This is a genomic window from Variovorax sp. PAMC28562 (assembly GCF_014303735.1).
Taxonomy (GTDB): Bacteria; Pseudomonadota; Gammaproteobacteria; order Burkholderiales; family Burkholderiaceae_C; genus Variovorax.
Genome location: NZ_CP060296.1, coordinates 2,004,554 through 2,023,597, shown reverse-complemented (window position 1 = coordinate 2,023,597; position 19,044 = coordinate 2,004,554). Strand labels below are relative to the sequence as shown.

General features: G+C 63.5%; 14 protein-coding genes. 4 read left to right on the top strand and 10 right to left on the bottom strand.

Annotation, left to right across the window (positions count from 1 at the left end; genetic code table 11):
- Positions 1 to 124: 124 nt before the first annotated feature.
- The 5 genes from H7F36_RS09550 to H7F36_RS09530 all read right to left on the bottom strand — a co-directional run bounded on the left by H7F36_RS09550 (position 125) and on the right by H7F36_RS09530 (position 6,595).
- The gene (locus tag H7F36_RS09550; protein ID WP_187054440.1) at positions 125 to 1,687 is read right to left on the bottom strand and encodes a hypothetical protein; all 1,563 of its coding nucleotides are present in this window, start codon (positions 1,685 to 1,687) and stop codon (positions 125 to 127) included.
- A 41-nt stretch (positions 1,688 to 1,728) separates the two neighbouring features.
- Positions 1,729 to 3,177 (bottom strand): UbiA family prenyltransferase, encoded by a 1,449-nt coding sequence (locus H7F36_RS09545; protein WP_187054439.1) that lies wholly within the window; start codon positions 3,175 to 3,177, stop codon positions 1,729 to 1,731.
- A 1-nt stretch (position 3,178) separates the two neighbouring features.
- A complete protein-coding gene (locus H7F36_RS09540; protein ID WP_187054438.1) occupies positions 3,179 to 3,553 on the bottom strand; it encodes an EamA family transporter in 375 nt (124 codons plus the stop codon).
- A gap of 268 nt (positions 3,554 to 3,821) precedes the next feature.
- Complete coding sequence (locus H7F36_RS09535; protein WP_187054437.1) at positions 3,822 to 4,304, bottom strand: DUF1854 domain-containing protein; 483 nt, start codon at positions 4,302 to 4,304, stop codon at positions 3,822 to 3,824.
- Positions 4,301 to 6,595 (bottom strand): ABC transporter ATP-binding protein, encoded by a 2,295-nt coding sequence (locus H7F36_RS09530; protein WP_187054436.1) that lies wholly within the window; start codon positions 6,593 to 6,595, stop codon positions 4,301 to 4,303. The genes H7F36_RS09535 and H7F36_RS09530 overlap by 4 nt, the downstream gene beginning before the upstream one ends.
- Before the next feature lie 157 nt (positions 6,596 to 6,752).
- Between H7F36_RS09530 and cphA (H7F36_RS09525) the strand changes: the two genes are divergently transcribed.
- From cphA (H7F36_RS09525) to H7F36_RS09510, 4 genes are all read left to right on the top strand, one after another.
- The gene (cphA, locus tag H7F36_RS09525) at positions 6,753 to 9,017 is read left to right on the top strand and encodes a cyanophycin synthetase (RefSeq protein WP_187054435.1); all 2,265 of its coding nucleotides are present in this window, start codon (positions 6,753 to 6,755) and stop codon (positions 9,015 to 9,017) included.
- Positions 9,018 to 9,026: 9 nt separating this feature from the next.
- The gene (cphA, locus tag H7F36_RS09520; protein ID WP_187054434.1) at positions 9,027 to 11,594 is read left to right on the top strand and encodes a cyanophycin synthetase; all 2,568 of its coding nucleotides are present in this window, start codon (positions 9,027 to 9,029) and stop codon (positions 11,592 to 11,594) included.
- Positions 11,595 to 11,788: 194 nt separating this feature from the next.
- Positions 11,789 to 12,211 (top strand): hypothetical protein, encoded by a 423-nt coding sequence (locus H7F36_RS09515; protein WP_261802558.1) that lies wholly within the window; start codon positions 11,789 to 11,791, stop codon positions 12,209 to 12,211.
- A 39-nt stretch (positions 12,212 to 12,250) separates the two neighbouring features.
- The gene (locus tag H7F36_RS09510) at positions 12,251 to 12,652 is read left to right on the top strand and encodes a hypothetical protein (protein WP_187054433.1); all 402 of its coding nucleotides are present in this window, start codon (positions 12,251 to 12,253) and stop codon (positions 12,650 to 12,652) included.
- 16 nt (positions 12,653 to 12,668) lie between these two features.
- On the opposite strand, the gene yjfF is transcribed toward H7F36_RS09510, so the two are convergent.
- The 5 genes from yjfF to mmsA are packed head-to-tail and all read right to left on the bottom strand — an operon-like array spanning position 12,669 to position 19,009.
- A complete protein-coding gene (yjfF, locus tag H7F36_RS09505; RefSeq protein ID WP_187054432.1) occupies positions 12,669 to 13,703 on the bottom strand; it encodes a galactofuranose ABC transporter, permease protein YjfF in 1,035 nt (344 codons plus the stop codon).
- Entirely contained in the window at positions 13,700 to 14,764 is a 1,065-nt protein-coding gene (locus tag H7F36_RS09500; RefSeq protein WP_187054431.1) for an ABC transporter permease, read from the bottom strand. Before H7F36_RS09500 ends, yjfF begins: the two co-directional genes overlap by 4 nt.
- Complete coding sequence (locus H7F36_RS09495) at positions 14,757 to 16,277, bottom strand: sugar ABC transporter ATP-binding protein (protein ID WP_187054430.1); 1,521 nt, start codon at positions 16,275 to 16,277, stop codon at positions 14,757 to 14,759. Before H7F36_RS09495 ends, H7F36_RS09500 begins: the two co-directional genes overlap by 8 nt.
- A gap of 10 nt (positions 16,278 to 16,287) precedes the next feature.
- Positions 16,288 to 17,496, bottom strand: coding sequence for a multiple monosaccharide ABC transporter permease (mmsB, locus tag H7F36_RS09490; protein ID WP_187054429.1), 1,209 nt, complete (start codon positions 17,494 to 17,496; stop codon positions 16,288 to 16,290).
- A complete protein-coding gene (gene mmsA / locus H7F36_RS09485; protein WP_187054887.1) occupies positions 17,486 to 19,009 on the bottom strand; it encodes a multiple monosaccharide ABC transporter ATP-binding protein in 1,524 nt (507 codons plus the stop codon). The genes mmsB and mmsA overlap by 11 nt, the downstream gene beginning before the upstream one ends.
- Between the last annotated feature and the right edge of the window lie 35 nt (positions 19,010 to 19,044).

Genomic DNA, 19,044 nt, shown 5'->3' with positions numbered 1-19,044 from the left:
GGCGCCGTGCATGGCACGTCGACTGCGCGCCACGCCTCGTGGCCGGCTGGCCTGATTTTCGCAGTCACGCAGGTTGTGCCGTTTCGACATACCCGGCTCAGTGCAGGCTTTCGACTAGTCTGCTTCAGGAAGTTGTTTTGACAATGGCGCTACTTCGGAGTCGATACCATGTACCAAAACGGTTGTCGTATGCCGGCTCGTACATCTCCTTGATCGTTATCGGTAATATGCCGCCCCCGTGATAGGTCATACGGTCTCTCTCTTTGCTCAGATAAATGAGCTTCGGCTTTTTCTCCCGAATCTCGCTGACTACCTGTTCCAACTGGCGAGCAAGATAAAACGTTGAGCCATTGATTTCAATCACCGGTCGACGTTGCAGCATGAAATGCATCCTCGCATCACCCCAGACAACGATACGGTCCTGCTCGCCGGCAATGCCTCTCACAGCCTCCACGGACTCTTTGTACTCTGACAACCGAGCATCGAGCGAATTGTCCAACGCGCTCTGACTGGCCGCAGTAAAGGGCATCGCAGCAAACACCTTCACTACTTTTCGGCCCAATGGCCATCCGAAATTAATCAGTGCGCTGATGATCATCAGCGCAATGGCGGCTTGTCGATAGTGCAGGTTCTTCGTGGAACCAAGACGGTACAGTGCATCGACAAAGCCCAGTGCTGCGAGTACGCCGAGTGGCAGGAAAAGCAGGTCGAAGTGATAGTCCCAGAATGAAAGCACCTGCAAGGGGATGACGATCATCGCCCCTGCACACCACGCGGTACAGAGCAACTCCAGGCGCGACCGATGCCGCAACCCGTTGAAGGCAGCCCATGCGGCCCAGGGAACCAACGCAACCGTGCCGATAAGGAACCAGCGCGTCGAACCCAGGAGCCTGAGTACGGTGTTGTGCTCGTACTCTCGCACTGCGATCCCGGGATACACGAATGCCGTCCAGAGCGCCTCGGTCAAGGTGCCATTGAGTTGCATCCAGATCACCACCGGCAACAACGTAAGGAAGCAACCCGCGACCATCGGTGCCACTCGCCACCTGATCAAACTACCTCCATCAATCCTGTCTTTCCACCTGGCGTGGGCGATTGCCGTCACGATCACGGCCATGGGCAGAATAACCAGCATGGTTTTGAACAACGCAACGATTGCAAGCATCGCGCCGGCAATCGCGTAGCGCCCTGCCGTCGCGCGTTCTTTGCCTGGCTTCGACTCGCCACCGACGCACCACAGCACGATCGCGATGGGGCCGCCCACAATCCATTCGACCTGTGAAAACTGGTTGATGGAAGCCCGACCGTAGAAACTCGCGAAACCGAAGCACGGCGCAAGGACGGCTGCGAGTGCGCCTCGCTGTCGCACAGCCGCCCACAGAACGCCGGCAACACAGAGAGACCAGAGAACATCCATCCAGCGCAGGCCGACTGCATCGAAGCTGAAGATCGATCCGACCGCCAGGTACCACCAATAGATCCCAGGCTGCTTCATATCCCAGAACTCGCGGTACATCTGTGCGCCATCGGCCATCTCGCGCGCCGCGTACATGAAAAGCGCCTGGTCTTCGTTGAACGGGTAGTGCAAATGAAGCATCGTCAACAAAAGTACGACTGCCAGCACGATCAGCACGCTTTCCCTGCCCGTTGCAGAACTGCGCCTGTACGCCGTATTGATATTGTTCATTGCTTATTCAAATCTTTGCGAAAGGAAATTGTGTTTGAAGCTCAACCGGCTAGGTATAGGACAACTGCAGCCATGCCGACGGCAAGTCGGCTGACCCAGTCACGCGCGGCAAAAACCACCGGGTCGTCGTGCAGCGCGCCACGAATCGCCTTAAGCCAGATGCGCATGACCCAGAACAAGAAAACCGGAATCAATGCCCATAGGTAAACAGGATTGACGTATCTCTCCGACATCTGCGAGTCCTGCAAATACAAGCTGAGCAACAGCGCCGACATTTGCCCTGCCGCGACGCCTGCGCTGAGCACGAAAGTAACGTCGCCAGGTTGATAGCCGCGATCACGCGTCATTCGCTCCAGTGCATCCGGCGATCCGGTCGTCAGTTCGACGTAGCGCTTGGCCAATGCAAGACTCAGGAATATGAAAAGCGAGAACGACAAAATCCAGAACGACAGTGGCTGCCCGGTTGCCGCAGTTCCCGCCGCGACCCGGACTGTGTAGAGGCCGGCCAGCGAAAAGACATCGACCACCGCACGACGCTTCAAAAACAGGGAATAAGCGGTGGTCAGTGCGACATAGAAGAGCAGCACCCACAGAAAAACTTTCGGGAGAAAGAGCAACGAAAACGCAAGCGACGCCAAGGCAAGCCCAGTCGCCAGCGCAAGGCCGCGGAGCACCGAGATCTCGCCGGCCGCAAACGGTCGTGACCGTTTGCGATGGTGCAGTCGATCAGACTGTAAATCGAGCAAATCATTGACGATATAGACCGCAGATGCAGCCAGCCCAAAAGCAAAAAAGGCAAAGACGCCGTTGAGCAGCAGCGCGCTGCTGAGGGCGTGCAGCACTGGCATCAGCGGCAAAAACACCAGCACGTTTTTAAGCCATTGATGCAGCCGCATTCCATAGAGGTAGCGCCGCAAGGAGGTAGCCGGAGGTTCGATGACTGCATCGACCTTTGTCAACCGGGCGGCATGCTGTACCAAAGAACGCGAGCGGCTTACGACAACCGCGGCGGCGGCACCACTCCACACGTCCAGATCCGCGGTGCTGTCACCTGCGTAGCAGAACGGCTCACCTTCGGCATCATCTTGAATGGCCTTCAGCTTGGCCGCGCCGCGCATGTTGATAAGGCCGTCCGAAGCCAGAACGGCATCGAACAGACCCAAATGGTCTGCGACCTTGCGCGCGAATTCGGCGTCGCTGGCAGTGGCGAGCACCACCCGGCGTCCGGCCACACGTGCGTTACGAATCAATTCCAGAACAGCGGGGCGATATGGCAGCGTGACGACATCGATGTCAACGTGCAGTGCGACTTTTCGCTTGAAAGCGGATTTCCCGTGCACGAGCCACCATGGGAGGCTGAGCAACGAACCCGGTGCTGAGCGCACCAACTGCAGCAATGATTCGTGCAGCAGATCGGTGGCGATCAATGTACCGTCGAGATCGACGTAGAGCGGCTGGGGCGAGACCGCGAGAGTGATGCTCGATGCCATCTCAACCCCGGCCGAGAACAACCACGCCGACCAGGATGATTGCGATCCCGAGCAAGCGTTGCGTAGTTAATGCCTCACCGAAAAAATGCCATGCGAGGACCGCTGCGATGACGTATCCCATCGAGAGCATGGGGTATGCGACTGTGACATCGACTCGCGTCAATGCAACGACCCACAGTCCGGCACTGATGAAATAGCAGGTCAGACCTACCAGTATCCAAGGCTGCAAGGCAGCGCTCCACGCGGCATCGACTATCGATCCGATACTTGCCATGGACACTGAACCGATCGCGCGGGCGCCTGCCTTGAGCATCAGCTGGGCTGCCGAATTCAGCAGCACACCCGCAAAAATAATGGCGAAAGTGCTGAGATTCACGCCTATGACCCTTTGTACGATCCGCGCGAACGAGGCGTGGCGGAGAAGCTGAACATCGAAACCTCCGGGTTGAAAGCAAGGCAGCGCGAAACGATGTTTCGCTAACGAACTGCCTACTGCGCCCCGCTCTATCCGGATTGCATTTGAGTGCTTTGTGTTGGCGTGATGTTACAACAAAAGACTTACATTACAACTAGTATCCATTTGGGCCGGTGTCGATCGGCGCGGTTTTACTCCGCAGATTGATCTGGTCTTTGACTACAGCGAACTAAAGAAAGCGCTCGAGCAACTTGCGCGAAGCACGGTCCAGCGCCTTCGCATCGGGAATGCGGAACTGCACGCCATGCGCGCTGGCGATCAGCAATGCGCCGCCGTCGAGCCGGCGAATGTCTTCTTCGGCTTTCAGCACGAAACTGGTCTTGCCGCGGTCGGTGCTGACGGTCCATGTGCTCGGCACACCGAAGCTCGACACCGCATGCAGTTGCTGCAGCGTCGGCGCGAAGTCGCGCACCGCCAAGTCTTGCGCCAGCAAAGCGAGCGCCTCTGGAGGCACATCATCGAGCCGGTCGAGCCACAGCACTTCCTTGCCGTCGCTACCCACCAGGGACACGCCGGCGTCCGGCGCACTGAGCGGAAAGGCGCGTACCGGCACGATGCCGATGTGGCGCACGCCGTCAGCGTCGATCAGCACGAGTCGCCCAAAGGTGTCGCGTTCGATGTCCATCTTCATTCGCGTTGTCGTCGTGTTCATTGCAGCCCCGCCGGATGTGCCGCGTGCGTGCCGAGCGCCAATTGCACCGCAGCGCGCTCGCTCACCGCGCCATCGCTCGCCTCTTCGTCCGCCTGCCGCAATTGCGCCTGGTAGAGCCGCCAATAGGCGCCCTGCTTTTCCATCAACGCGTCGTGCGGCCCGACCTCGACGACCTCGCCGCGGTCCATCACGACCAGCCGGTCGGCCTTGCGCAACGTAGACAACCGATGCGCGATGGCGATGGTCGTACGTCCTTTCACCAGGTTGTCCAGTGCCCGCTGAATCTCTTTCTCCGTCTCGGTGTCGACCGCCGATGTGGCCTCGTCGAGGATCAGGATACGCGGGTCGATCAAGAGCGCGCGGGCGATGCTGATGCGCTGTCGCTCACCGCCCGACAGGCCTTGCCCGCGCTCGCCGACCAGCGAGTCGTAGCCGTGCGCGAGCCGCAGGATGAAGTCGTGCGCGTGGGCCGCGCGTGCGGCAGCCACGACCTCTTCACGCGTGGCGTCGGGCTTGCCGTAGGCGATGTTCTGCGCGATGGTGCCGAAAAACAGAAACGGCTCCTGCAGCACCAGCCCGACATGTCTCCGGTAGTCGGTGACTGCGAAGCGCCGGATGTCGGTGCCGTCGACCAGGATGGCGCCATCGGTCACGTCGTAGAAGCGGCAGATCAGGTTGACCAGCGTGCTCTTGCCCGAGCCGCTGTGGCCGACGAGGCCGATCATTTCGCCGGGCTCGATCACCAGGTCGAGGTTGCGAATGACCACACGCGAGCCGTATCGAAAGCCCACGTCCTTCATCTCGATACGTCCGGTAATGCGCTGCACCTTGACCGGGTTCGCCGGCTCCGGCACGTTGCTCACATGGTCGAGGATGTCGAAGATGCGCTTGGCACCGGCCGCCGCTTTTTGCGTGACCGAGACGATGCGGCTCATCGAATCGAGCCGCGTGTAGAAGCGGCCGATATAGGCGATGAAGGCGGTCAGCACACCGACCGTGATGCGCCCGCGCGCCACCTGCCAGATACCGAAGCCCCAGACCACGAGCAGGCCGATCTCGGTGAGCAGCGACACGCTGGGCGTGAACAGCGACCACGTCTTGTTCAGCTTGTCGTTCACTTGCAGGTTGTACGCATTGGCGGCATGGAAGCGATCGGCCTCGCGCTTTTCCTGCGCGAAGGCCTTGACCACGCGAATGCCCGGAATGGTGTCGGCCAGCACGTTGGTCACTTCGCTCCACACGCGGTCGATTTTCTCGAAGCCGGTGCGCAGGCGATCGCGCACCACATGGATCATCCAGGCGATGAAGGGCAGCGGTACCAGCGTGACGAGCGCCAGCAACGGATTGATCGAAAACAGGATCACCGCGGTCATCGCGATCATCAGCACGTCGGTCACGAAGTCGAGCGCGTGCAACGAAAGAAAAACATTGATGCGGTCGGTCTCGGAGCCGATGCGCGACATCAGGTCGCCAGTGCGTTTGCCACCGAAGTAGTCGAGCGGCAATGTCAGCAGATGCTCGTACGTCGTCGTGCGCAAGTCGGCGCCGATGCGCTCCGACACGAGTGCCAGCAGGTAGGTGCGCGCCCAGCCCAACGCCCATCCAGCCAATGCCGAAAGCAAGAGTGCCCCAAGAAAAAGCACAACCTTTGCGATGGCTATCTGCTGCCCGTTCTGGAACGGAATCAGGATGTCGTCCATCAACGGGATGGTCAGATAGGGTGGCACCAGCGTGGCAGCGGTCGACGCCAGCGTGAGCAGGAAGCCGGTGATCAATTGTTTGCGATAGGGCTTGGCGAAGCGGCCCAGCCGCAGCAGCACCCATGTCGACGGCGGCGCCTGCGCCTCGACTGCCTCGGGAAGTTCATCGGCGTCGGCCAGCCCGGCGATTGCAGCAGCGCCTGCATTCGGGTCAACAGCAACAGCCATCCGCTGCCCGAAAAGCTTCAACAGCCTGAGCGCCGAAGCCTGCTGCTCGAGCGTGTAATGCCAGCGTGCCAGCTGGCCCTGCGCACCCTGCAACTCGAGCGTGCCAATGCCCGCATGGTCGATCAGATGCAGCGCGATTCCGGGTTCCGAAAGTGGCCACTCGCGCCACGCGCCGGCGGCGTCTCGCGCCAGCAGGCGATGATCTGTCAGCGCGACGAGCCCGGACGAAAACCGAAGTTCGTTGTCGAGGTCAACCGCGAGCGTCGCCAGAACGTTTTCCGCGGAGGTGAGTCGGCTTTTCAGCGCGTCTGAGACCGCCTCTAATTCTCTCTGCCGGGTACCCACTGGATCGTGATGTTGCATTGTGTTTATTTGACTCTCGCCTGCTGCAGGCCCGCCGAGCCCCGGGGGACCCGCCGTGGCGCGCGGTGGGCGCCGATTTTGACCGATCGCCATGAGCACGCCTGAGCGCGCCGCGGTGCCCTGCCAAATCATTTAGAAAAGCACATCGAACGTTCCCATGACCCGTTTCGACGACATCCGACTCCTGCGCATCAACTATTTGCGCGGCCCCAACATCTGGACTTATCGGCCGGTGCTGGAAGTTTGGCTCGATCTCGGCCGGCTGGAAGATTTTCCGTCGAACACCATCGACGGCTTCACCGGGCGGCTGACGACCCTGCTGCCGGCACTCATCGAGCACCATTGCGGCGTCGGTGAGCGCGGCGGATTTATTTCCCGGCTCAACGAAGGCACGTGGTCGGGCCATGTGCTCGAACACGTCGTCATCGAACTGCTCAACCTCGCCGGCATGCCGACCGGGTTCGGCCAGACCCGCAGCACTTCCGAGCACGGCGTGTACCGCATGGTGTTCCGGGCACGCGACGAGCAAGTTGCGCGTGCCGCCTTGGCAGAAGGCCATCGCCTGCTGATGAGCGCGATCAACGACGATCCTTTCGGTACGGCCGACGTGCAGCGAGCGGTCGACGTGGTCAAGGGCCAGGTCGAAGACTGCTACCTCGGCCCGAGCACCGCGTGCATCGTCGGCGCCGCCACCGACCGCGGCATTCCGCACATGCGCCTGAACAGCGGCAACCTGGTACAGCTCGGCTACGGCGCCAGCCAGCGCCGCATCTGGACTGCCGAGACCGACTACACCAGCGCCATCGGCGAATCGATTGCCAGCGACAAGGAACTCACCAAGTCGCTTCTCGCGAGCTGCGGCGTGCCGGTGCCTGAAGGCGAAGTGGTCGACAGTGCCGAAGAAGCCTGGGACGTTGCCGAGAGCATGGGCCTGCCGGTGGTCGTCAAGCCGTCCGACGCCAACCACGGCCGCGGCGTCTCGCTCGAACTCAACACGCGCGAAGAAGTCATGGGCGCTTACGCCGTCGCCGAGCCCGAGGGCAGCGACGTGATGGTCGAGCGCTTCATCCGTGGCAGCGAACACCGCCTGCTGGTGGTCGGCGGCCAGGTCGTGGCAGCGGCCCGTGGCGAGATCATCACCGTGACGGGCGACGGCAACACCGCTGTCGCCGACCTCATTGAAAAGCAACTCAACAGCGACCCTCGCCGCGGCGCCGAAGAAGAATTTCCACTCGACCTGATCGACCTGCCGACCGACGCCAAGCTGCAGCTCGAGCTGCAACGCCAGAAGCTCGACGGCACCTCGGTGCCCGAGGCCGGCCGCGTGGTCACCATCCAGCGCAACGGCAACCTCGGTGTCGACTGCACCGATCAGGTCCACCCTGAAGTCGCTCACGCAGCCGTGCTCGCGGCCCGCGTCGTCGGGCTCGACATCGCCGGCATCGACCTGGTGGCGCAAGACATCGGCCGGCCGCTGGCAGCGCAAGGCGGCGCCATTGTCGAAGTGAATGCCGGCCCGGGCTTGCTGATGCACCTGAAGCCTGCGGTCGGTTCGCCACGGCCGGTCGGCCGTGCGATTTGCGATCACCTCTTCCCGGATGAAGCCTCAGGCCGGATTCCAATCGTGGGCATCGCCGGCTCGCAGGACACCGCTGTGCTGGCGCGCTTGGTGGCATGGCTCATCGGCCTCGGCGGCCGGTACACCGGGCTCGCTTGCCGCGACGGCCTCTTTCTGGAACGCCGCCGCGTCGATGCGCGCAACAGCGCCAATTGGGGCGCAGGCCATCGCCTGCTGGTCAACCGTGCGGTGCAGGCCGTCGTCATCGAGAACGGTGCCGAGACCATCCTGCGCGACGGCTTGGCCTACGACCGCTGCGAAGTCGGCATCGTGACCGATCTGGAAGGCGCTGCCGCGCTCGCCGAGTTCGACATCACGGAGAGCGACCAGCTGGTGAAGGTGCTGCGCACCCAAGTCGACGTGGTGCTGCCCGAAGGCACCGCCGTGCTGAACGCCGCCGATGACCGCGTTGCCGGGCTAGCGCCGTTGTGCGATGGCGTGGTCATTCTGTATTCGACCGACGCGCACGCAGCGACACTGACGACGCACCAGGCCAGCGGCGGCAAAGCCGTTCTGGTACGGCAAGACCGCGTGGTGCTGGCCAACGGCAGCAGTGAATCGTTCTTGCCGGGCCTCGGGCGCCTCACGATCTGGAGCGCGACCCATGCGGGTGTGAGCATCGACAGCTTGCTGGCGGCGGTCGCGGCCGGCTGGGCGCTCGGCATACCACTGAACCTGATCGGTGCCGGTGTCGAGGCCTTCGAAGCCGACCTGCAGGCGGCGCTCGCATCGCTGCAACTTTCTCAGACGGCGCCGTCTCCTTCGGCACTGCACGCCTCGTCGTCCTTTCAACAATTTTCCTGAAGAGCCGGCATGGAAGTCACACGCATTCGCGCCCTGCGCGGCCCCAACCTCTGGAGCCGACACACCGCCATCGAGGCGATCGTTTCGTGCACCGGCGACGAGAACGCCGTGGAACGGCTCTCCGGTTTCGACGCGCGCCTTCGCTCGCTGTTTCCGACCATCGGCGAGCTGCATCCGATCGTGCTTGGCCAGCCGCTGGCCCTTGCACACGTGCTTGAAAACGCCGCGTTGGCACTGCAGGCGCAAGCCGGCTGTGCGGTCAACTTCGGCCACACCCAGCCGACGGCGGAAGCGGGCATTTATCAAGTGACGGTGCAGTACGGCGAAGAGTCGGTAGGCCGACGCGCCATTCAACTGGCCGAGCAACTTATCAATGCGGCGTTGCACGACACCACCTTCGACGCAGATGCGGCCATCGCTGAATTGCGCGAAGAAGACGAATCCGAACGCCTCGGCCCGAGCACCGGCTCGATCGTCGATGCAGCCGTCGCGCGCGGCATTCCGTATCGACGCCTCACGCGCGGCAGTCTGGTGCAGTTCGGCTGGGGCGCCAAGCAGCGACGCATCCAGGCGGCAGAGATCGACAGCACGAGCGGCGTGGCCGAGTCGATTGCGCAAGACAAGGAACTCACCAAGCAATTGCTCAACGCCGCTGGCGTGCCCGTGCCGCTGGGTCGGCCGGTGACGAGCGCCGACGACGGCTGGGCCGCATCGATGGACATCGGCCTGCCGGTGGTGGTAAAGCCGCAAGACGGCAACCAGGGCAAGGGCGTGACGGTCAACATCACCACGCGCGAGCAACTCACAGCCGCCTACGACTCGGCCGCTGTCTACGGCGAGGTCATGGTCGAGAAGTTCTTGCCCGGCTTCGACTTCCGCCTGCTGGTCGTCGGCGACAAGCTCATCGCCGCGGCGCGACGCGATCCGCCGCAGGTGATCGGCGACGGCACCTGCACCGTGCGGCAGCTGGTCGACACCGTCAACCTCGACCCGCGCCGTGGCGAAGGCCATTCGACCTCGCTCACCAAGATCCAGCTCGACGGCATCGCCATCGGGCGTCTCGAATCGCAGGGCCTGACGCCCGAAAGCGTGCCGAAACGAGGTCAGCGGGTCGTGCTCCGTAACAACGCGAATCTCTCCACGGGCGGCACCGCCACCGACGTGACCGACACCGTGCACCCCGAAATCGCAGCGCGCGCGGTCGATGCGGCGCAAATGGTCGGCCTCGACATCTGCGGCGTCGACATGGTCTGCGAGAGCGTGCTGCGGCCGCTCGAAGAACAACACGGCGGCGTCGTCGAAGTCAACGCCGCGCCCGGCCTGCGCATGCACATCTCCCCCTCGTTCGGCCGCGGCCGCGCGGTCGGCGAGGCCATCATGGACACCCTCTATGCACCCGGCGACACCGGCCGCATCCCGGTGGTCGCAGTCACCGGCACCAACGGCAAGACGACGACGGCGCGCCTCATCAACCATCTGCTCGCATCGAGCGGACTGCGCACCGGCATGACCAACACCGACGGCGTGTGGGTCGATGGCCGGCAGATCGACAGCGGCGATTGCAGCGGCCCGAAAAGCGCGCGCAACGTGCTGATGCACCCCGAGGTCGATGCGGCTGTGTTCGAGGTCGCGCGCGGTGGCGTGCTGCGAGAAGGCCTCGGCTTCGACCGCTGCCAGGTCGCAGTGGTGACCAACATCGGCAGCGGGGATCACCTGGGCCTCAACTACATCACCACGGTCGAAGACCTCGCCGTGCTCAAGCGCGTGATCGTCCGCAACGTGGCTTACGACGGGTATGCGGTGCTCAATGCCGCCGACCCGAACGTCGCCGCCATGGCCGCAGGCTGCCCCGGCAGCGTGATCTTCTTTGCCGCCGACCGGCAGCACCCGGTGATGGCAACGCACCGCGCGCAAGGCAAGCGGACCGTCTACGTCGACCAGGACACCCTGATCGCCGCTGAAGGTTCGTGGCGCGAGCGCATTCCACTGCGCGACGTGCCGATCACCCGTGGCGGCACGATCAGCTTTCAGGTCGACAACGTGATGGCGGCAGTGGCCGCAGGCTGGGCCGTCGGCCTCGACTGGGGCACCATCCGCAGCGGCGTTGCGAGCTTCATGAACGACGCAGCCGGCGTGCCCGGGCGCTTCAACGTGATGGACTATCGCGGTGCCACCGTCATCGCCGACTACGGCCACAACACCGACGCCATGCGCGCACTGGTGTCCGCCGTCGACACCATGCCGGCCAACAAGCGCTCAGTGGTCATCAGCGGTGCCGGCGACCGGCGCGACAGCGACATCCGCGACCAGACCGCCATCCTCGGGCAAGCGTTCGATGAAGTGATCCTGTACCAGGACGCAGCGCAGCGTGGACGGGCCGATGGCGAAGTCATGGCACTGCTGCGGCAAGGTCTGCAGGGCGCATCGCGGACGCAACTCATCGACGAGATCCGCGGCGAGTTCATCGCCATCGACACGGCGCTGGCGCGTTTGCAGCCGGGCGATTTGTCGTTGATTTTGGTGGACCAGGTCGAAGAGGCCTTGGCGCACCTTGCGATGCGGATCGCTGCCGGATAAGTGCCGCTGACATCGCGCGCCACCGATCGGGCCTGCATGGCTGCGAGCGATGGCTCGTGCCGTTCCATTCGAGAGATTTGTAGGAAAAATCCTGCAGCGCGCGGGCTCGTGGAGCGCCTGTAAAGGCTGTGCAGTCCCACACCCAGGGGGCGCTTCCGGCATGACAGTTCAAAGCGACCATAAGGACCTCTTTCATGAACAACAAATCTCTCGTACTTCCGTTCGCGCACCATCTGGCCGCCGGCGCACTCTTCGCAGTCGTCACGCTAGGCGTCGCGCCCGCCGCCTGGGCGCAGCAGGCTGCGGCACCCGGTACCGCGGCTCGCATGGAAAGCGAGAAGGCCACATGCGATGGCGTTCAGCAGGACAAAGCCGCCTGCCTGCGCGAAGCCGGTGCGGCGCGCCAGGAAGCCGGTCGTGCCGGGCTCACGACCGCCGGCCCTGCCGGCAACAGCGCGAACACGATGGAGCGTTGCAAGCTTCAGCCCGCAGCCGACCAGGCTGACTGCATGGCGCGCATTCAGGGCGGCGCCGGCGACACCTCGACCTCCACCAGCGGCAGCGTGATGGGCGGCGGCGTCATCCGCGAAACCGTGACGACCACTCCCGCCAAGTGATCCTTGGTACCTCCCTAGTTTTCTGAAGGAGCCATCACCATGAAAAACTCAGCTATTCGGTCGACACTGGCGGTCCTCCTCGCCGCCGGGGGCATTGCCTTTGCCGGGGTCGCTTCGGCCGCCGGGCCGCGACATCAGTCGGATGGCTACGCTGCGGGCAGCGCCAGCACTTACCGGGAAGAACTCGCTGTGTGCGGTCATATCCAGCAAGACCGCGCCGCGTGCATCCGCGAGGCTGGTGCAGCGCGCCAGGCTGCGGCCCAAGGCCAGCTGACAGGCGCACCTGACTATTTACAAAACGCGCTGGCACGCTGCAGCCTGCAACCGCCCATGGAACGCAGTGCCTGCGAAGCGCGCGTGCGCGGTACGGGACAAACCGAGATCGAAGGCAGCGTGCTGGGCGGCGGTGTGATCCGAGAAACGGTCACGCCGATCCGCTGATCTGATGATGCAGTGATCAGCGGCGCGGGGCGCGCGCGCTGAAGAAGCGCTGCAGCAGGCAGAAGGCAAACAGCAGCGCACCAACGACGATGCGCGTCCACCACGAGCTCAACGTCCCGTCGAACGAGATCAGCGTCTGAATGATGCCGAGCATCAGCACGCCGAAGAGCGTACCCGCCACGTAGCCCACGCCGCCCGTGAGCAGCGTGCCGCCGATGACGACGGCAGCGATGGCGTCCAGCTCCAGGCCGACCGCATGCAGGCCGTAGCCCGACAGCATGTAGAAGGTGAACACCACGCCCGCCAGCGCCGAGCAAAAGCCCGACAGCGTGTACACGCCGACCAGGGTGGAGCGCACTGGCAAGCCCATCAACATGGCCGAGTGCTCGCTGCCACCAATGGCATACACGGCGCGACCGAACGGCGTGCAATGGGCGACGAATATCGCGACCAGCACCACCACGATGGCAATCACCGCGCTGATCGACAGCGACGCATCGCCCCACACCGGAATGCGCGCCTGCGACACGGCCTCGTAGAACGGGTTGGTGATGCTGATCGAGTCGATGCTGATGAGATAGCACAGGCCGCGCGCCAGAAACATCCCAGCCAGCGTGACGATGAAAGGCTGCAGCCTGAAGCGCTCGATCAAGACGCCCATGAACGCGCCGAACGCGGTTCCCATGAGCAGCACCAGCGGGATGACGACCCACGGACTCCAGCCGTGCTTTTCGACCAGCGTGGCCGACACCATCGTGGTGAGCGCGATGACCGAGCCGACCGACAAGTCGATGCCGCCCGACAGGATCACGAAGGTCATGCCGACCGCGACGATGATCAAAAACGCGTTGTCGATCAGCAGATTGAAGAAGACCTGCGCCGAGAAGAAGCCGTCGTAGAGCACCGAGCCAAGCGTCGCCATCAAGACGAACAATGAGACGGTCGCAGCGAGGGGCCAGTATTTAGGGTTCAATTTCTTGCCCCCTCGCCCGCTGGCAGGAGTCGGTCGGGGTGAGGACGAATTCCCCGGCGGCGCGATGACAGCACTCATGCGCGCACCTCCCCGCGCGGCGCGCGTACCGCCAGGGCCCGCACCTGCCCACGAAATTCCGGCGACTGCATCAGCATCACCAAGAACACCACGACCGCCTTCACCACCAGGTTGATCTCAGGTGGCACGCCGAGCGAATAGATGGCGTACGTCAGCGTCTGGATAATCAACGCGCCGATCACGCTGCCGACCAGGCTGAAGCGCCCGCCTGTGAGCGCGGTGCCGCCGAGCGTGACCGCGAGGATCGCGTCGAGCTCCAGCAACTGCCCGGCGTTGTTGCCATCGGCGCTCTTGACGTTGGAGCTGATCAGGAGACCCGCGATGCCCGCGCACAAGCCGCAGAACGCATAGGCGCCGACGACGAGCCGGCGCGACTGGATGCCGGCCACGCGCGCCGCCGTCGGGTTGATGCCGACCGCCTGAATGAAGAGCCCGAGCGCCGTCCGCGTGATCGCCAGGTACAGCAACACGAACACCGCCGCCGCGATGAAAAGCGAGAAGGGCAGGCCGAGCAGATAGCCACTGCCCAGAAAGAAATACGGCGTGTAGTAGATGGTGATGATCTGCCCACCGGTGATGAGCTGCGCAATGCCGCGCCCCGCCACCATCAGAATCAGTGTCGCGATGATCGGCTGCATGCCGACCTTGGCGACCAGCAAGCCGTTCCATACGCCGCACACCAGCGCCAGCGCAACGGCCGCGACGATAGCGAGCGACATCGGAAAGCGCGCGACGTTGCCCGCAACCGAGCCACCGATCATCCAGCCCGCCACCGCCGCGGCGATCGCCACCACGGCACCCACTGAAATGTCGATGCCACGCGTCGCGATCACCAGCGTCATGCCGAGCGACACCAGCATCAGCGGCGCCGCGCGGTTGAGGATGTCGATCAGGCTGCCGTAGAGATGGCCGCCACGCACTTCGATGTGCAAAAAGCTGGCATTGAATGCGGTGTTGAGCGCGAGCAGGAGAAGCAGCGTGATCACCGGCCACGCGAGCCGATGCCGCATGACGACGGCGAAGTTGCCGGCCGAAGGGAGTGCGTCAGACACTTCAGACATGCTCGGCCGCGATCATTTCGTAGACCTCGTCTTCGGTGCTGCCGCCCGGCAGCTCACCGACCTTGCGGCGGTCGCGCAGCACCACGATGCGATGCGCCACGCGCACCACCTCGCTCATTTCGGAGGAGATGAAGATCACAGCCATTCCTGCTTTGGCGAGTTGCAACATCTGTTCCATGATCTCCTGCTTGGCGGCGACGTCGACGCCTCGCGTCGGCTCGTCGAGGATGAGGAGGCGCGGCTCGGTCGCAAGCCAGCGCGCGATCATCGCCTTCTGCTGGTTGCCGCCCGACAGCAAGCCGATGGGCGTCTCGACGCTCGCGGCCTTGATGCCCAGCGAGGTGACGAAGCGTTCCGCCAACGCGGTCTGCTCGGCCAGAGAGAGAAAGCGCCGGACACCGAGTCGCGCCTGCAACGCGAGCGCGATGTTCTCGCGCAGCGAAAGCTCGGCGACGATGCCGTCGGTCTTGCGCTCTTCGGGGCACAGCGCCAGTCCTTCGCGAATGGCATCGGCCGGGTTTGAAAACGTGACGCTGCGACCGTCGATCTTCAGCACGCCACGGTCGGGCGTCTCCAGCCCGAACAGCAGGCGCGCGAGCTCGGTCCGGCCGGCACCGAGCAGCCCGGCCACGCCCACCACCTCGCCGGCCCGCACGCGCAAGTCGGTCGCCTGCAACTGACCGGCTTGCCCCAGGCCCTCGGCCTGCAGCAGCGCTGTCGCCGATTCATCGAAGGCCGGCAGCGCCGTCGGCCGCGCCGATTGCGCTGCCAGTTCGCGGCCGAGCATGGCGGCAATGAGCGCCTGCGGGCCGAGATCAGCCGCGCGCCATTCGCCGACCCAGCCGCCGTTGCGCAGCACGGTGATGCGGTCCGACACGGCATACACCTGGTTCAGAAAGTGGGTGACGAAAAGAATCGCAAGCCCTTCGTCGCGCAGACGCCGCAACACGTCGAACAGCTTGTTCACTTCGTCGTCGTCGAGGCTCGATGTCGGCTCGTCGAGGATCAGCACCTTGGCCGACACCCCGAGCGCACGGGCGATCGCGACGAGCTGTTGCACCGCCACCGGATAGCTCGACAGCAGCCGCGTCACGTCGATGTCGAGCCCGATGCGCGCCAACAGTTGCTGCGCCTCCCGGTTCACCGCGGCCCAGTCGATGCGCCACCCTTGCGTCATGCCGCAACGCGGATAGCGCCCGGCGAACACGTTCTCGGCCACCGACAGATTCGGGCAAAGGTTCACCTCCTGGTAGACCGTGCTGATGCCGAGCTGCTGTGCCTCCAGCGGTGAGCCCGGCCGGATGGTTTCGCCGGCCAGCCGCATCTCGCCGCCGCTGGATGCGAGTACGCCCGTCAACACCTTGATAAGGGTCGATTTCCCGGCGCCGTTCTGGCCCATCAGCGCGTGGATCTCGCCGGGATAGAGCTTCAGTTGCACATCGCGCAACACGCTGATGCCTGCAAATTCCTTGTGGATGCCGGAGAGCTCCAGCACCGGCGCGGTCGTACTCACGGGTTGCGGCTCACTTGTTCTTGTTGTAAACGTCGATGAACACGGCCGCCAGCAGCACCAGGCCCTTGATCACCTGCTGGTAGTCGATGCCGACACCGAGAATCGACATACCGTTGTTCATCACGCCCATGACGAAGGCACCGATGACCGCCCCCATGACCTTGCCGACGCCGCCCGAGGCCGACGCGCCGCCAATGAAGCACGCGGCGATCACGTCGAGCTCGAAGCCCAGCCCGGCCTTGGGCGTCGCGGTATTGAGCCGTGCCGCGAACACCAGCCCGGCCAGCGCGGCCAGTACGCCCATGTTGACGAAGGTGAGAAACGCCAGCCGCTGCGTCTTGATGCCCGACAGCCGCGCCGCCTTCTCGTTGCCGCCCAGCGCGTAGATGCGCCGGCCGATGGTGGTGCGGTTGGTGACGAAGTCGTAGGCGACGATCAGCACCGCCATCACGATCAGCACGTTGGGCAAGCCCCGGTACGACGCCAGCAGGTAGCTCAAAAACAGAATGACGCCGGCAAAGAAAACGTTCTTGACGAGGAAGAAGGCGTAGGGCTCCTGGTCCATTCCGTACTTCGCCAGCTTGGCACGGCCGCGCAGCTTGAAGAACAGCAACGCGGCCGCGGCGATGGCGCCGAGCACGACAGATGTCGTGCGCAGCTCTTCACCGCCGAACACGTCGGGAATAAAGCCTGAACTCAGCCGCTGGAACTCGACCGGGAAAGGGCCGACAGATTGGCCTTCGAGCAGCGCCAGCGACAGCCCCTTGAAGACCAGCATGCCCGCCAGCGTGACGATGAACGACGGGATACGAAAGAACGCCACGAACCACCCCTGCGCCGCGCCGATCGCGCCACCGGCGACCAGGCACACGATGGTCGTCGGCACGAAGTGCCAGTGGTACTCGACCATCAGCACGGCCGCCAGCGCGCCGATAAAGCCGCACACCGAACCGACCGACAAATCGATGTGGCCCGCCACGATCACCAGCAACATGCCCAACGCCATGATGACGATGTAGCTGTTCTGCAGCAGCAGGTTGGTGATGTTGAGCGGCCGCATCAGCGTGCCATCGGTCAGCACCTGGAACAGCACCATGATCGCGACCAGCGAGATCAGCATGCCGTATTCGCGCAGGTTGTTCTTGATGAAACCCACGTGCAGCCGCGCGCGGGGCGCGGCAGTCACCGCGGACTCCACGGTATTCACTTCACTCTGCATGAACGGAACTCCCGGCGTTGACGATGGCGCGCATGATCCGCTCCTGCGACGCCTCGGCGGCTGTGTACTCGACCACGAAGCGCCCTTCGTTCATGACGTAGATGCGGTCGCACATGCCGAGCAGTTCGGGCATTTCCGAGGAGATCATCAAGATGCCTTTTCCTTCGCTCGCGAGCTGGTCGACGATGGTGTAAATCTCGTACTTGGCGCCCACGTCGATGCCGCGCGTGGGCTCGTCGAGGATGAGCAGTTCGGGCTTGGCAAAGAGCCATTTGCTCAGCACCACTTTTTGCTGGTTCCCGCCCGACAGGTTGACCACCTGCTGGTCGACGCCCGAGCAGCGGATGTTCAGCGCGTTGCGGTAGTTGTTCGCGACTTCGAACTCCAGCCCGTCGTCGATCACCATCGCACTCGACACCGCCGCAAGGTTGGCGAGGCTCACGTTCTTCTGGATGTCTTCTTCGAGCACCAGACCGAGTCCCTTGCGGTCTTCGGTGACATAGGCAATGCCGCAGTCGATCGCCTTGCGGATGGTGCCGAGGTCGACCGGCTTGCCATGCATGAACGCCGTGCCGCGAATGCGTTGCCCATAGGAGCGACCGAACACGCTCATCGCGAACTCGGTGCGACCCGAGCCCATGAGTCCTGCGATACCGACGATCTCACCACGCTTCACATGCAGGTCGACGCCTTTGATGACTTCGCGGTCGGCGTGCTGCGCATGGTTCACATGCCAGTCGCGGACTTCGAAGATCGTCTCGCCGATCTTCGGATTGCGCTGCGGGTAGCGGTGCGCCATGTCGCGCCCGACCATGCCGCGGATGATGCGGTCTTCGCTGATCGGTTCGGTACGGCAGTCCATCGTCTCGACCGTAGCGCCGTCGCGCAACACGGTGATCGAGTCCGCGACCTTGGCGATTTCGTTGAGCTTGTGCGAGATCAGAATCGACGCGATACCCTGCGCCTTGAGTTCGAGCAGCAGCGCCAGCAATGCGTCACTGTCGCTTTCATTGAGGCTGGCGGTCGGCTCGTCGAGGATCAGCAGCTTGACCTCTTTCGACAGCGCCTTGGCGATCTCGACCAGTTGCTGTTTGCCGACGCCCAGGTTGGTGATCAACGCCGTCGGTGGCTCCTTGAGCCCGACCTTCGCGAGCAGCGCCTGCGTCCGCGCATAGGCTTCGAACCAATCGATGACGCCGCCGTGCGCAGTTTCGTTGCCGAGAAAAATGTTCTCGGCGATCGACAGCAACGGCACCAGCGCCAGCTCCTGGTGAATGATGATGATGCCGAGCTTCTCGCTGTCGGCGATGCCCTTGAAGCGACGCAGCTCGCCTTCGAAGCGGATTTCGCCGGTGTACGAATCGGCCGGGTAGACGCCGCTCAGCACCTTCATGAGCGTCGACTTGCCGGCCCCGTTCTCTCCGACCACGGCATGGATCTCGCCTGCGCGCACCGCGAGGTTGACGTTGTCGAGCGCATTCACGCCCGGAAACGTTTTCGTGATGCCGCGCATCTCCAGAATGGCGTCGGTCAAACCCGTTGCGCCCC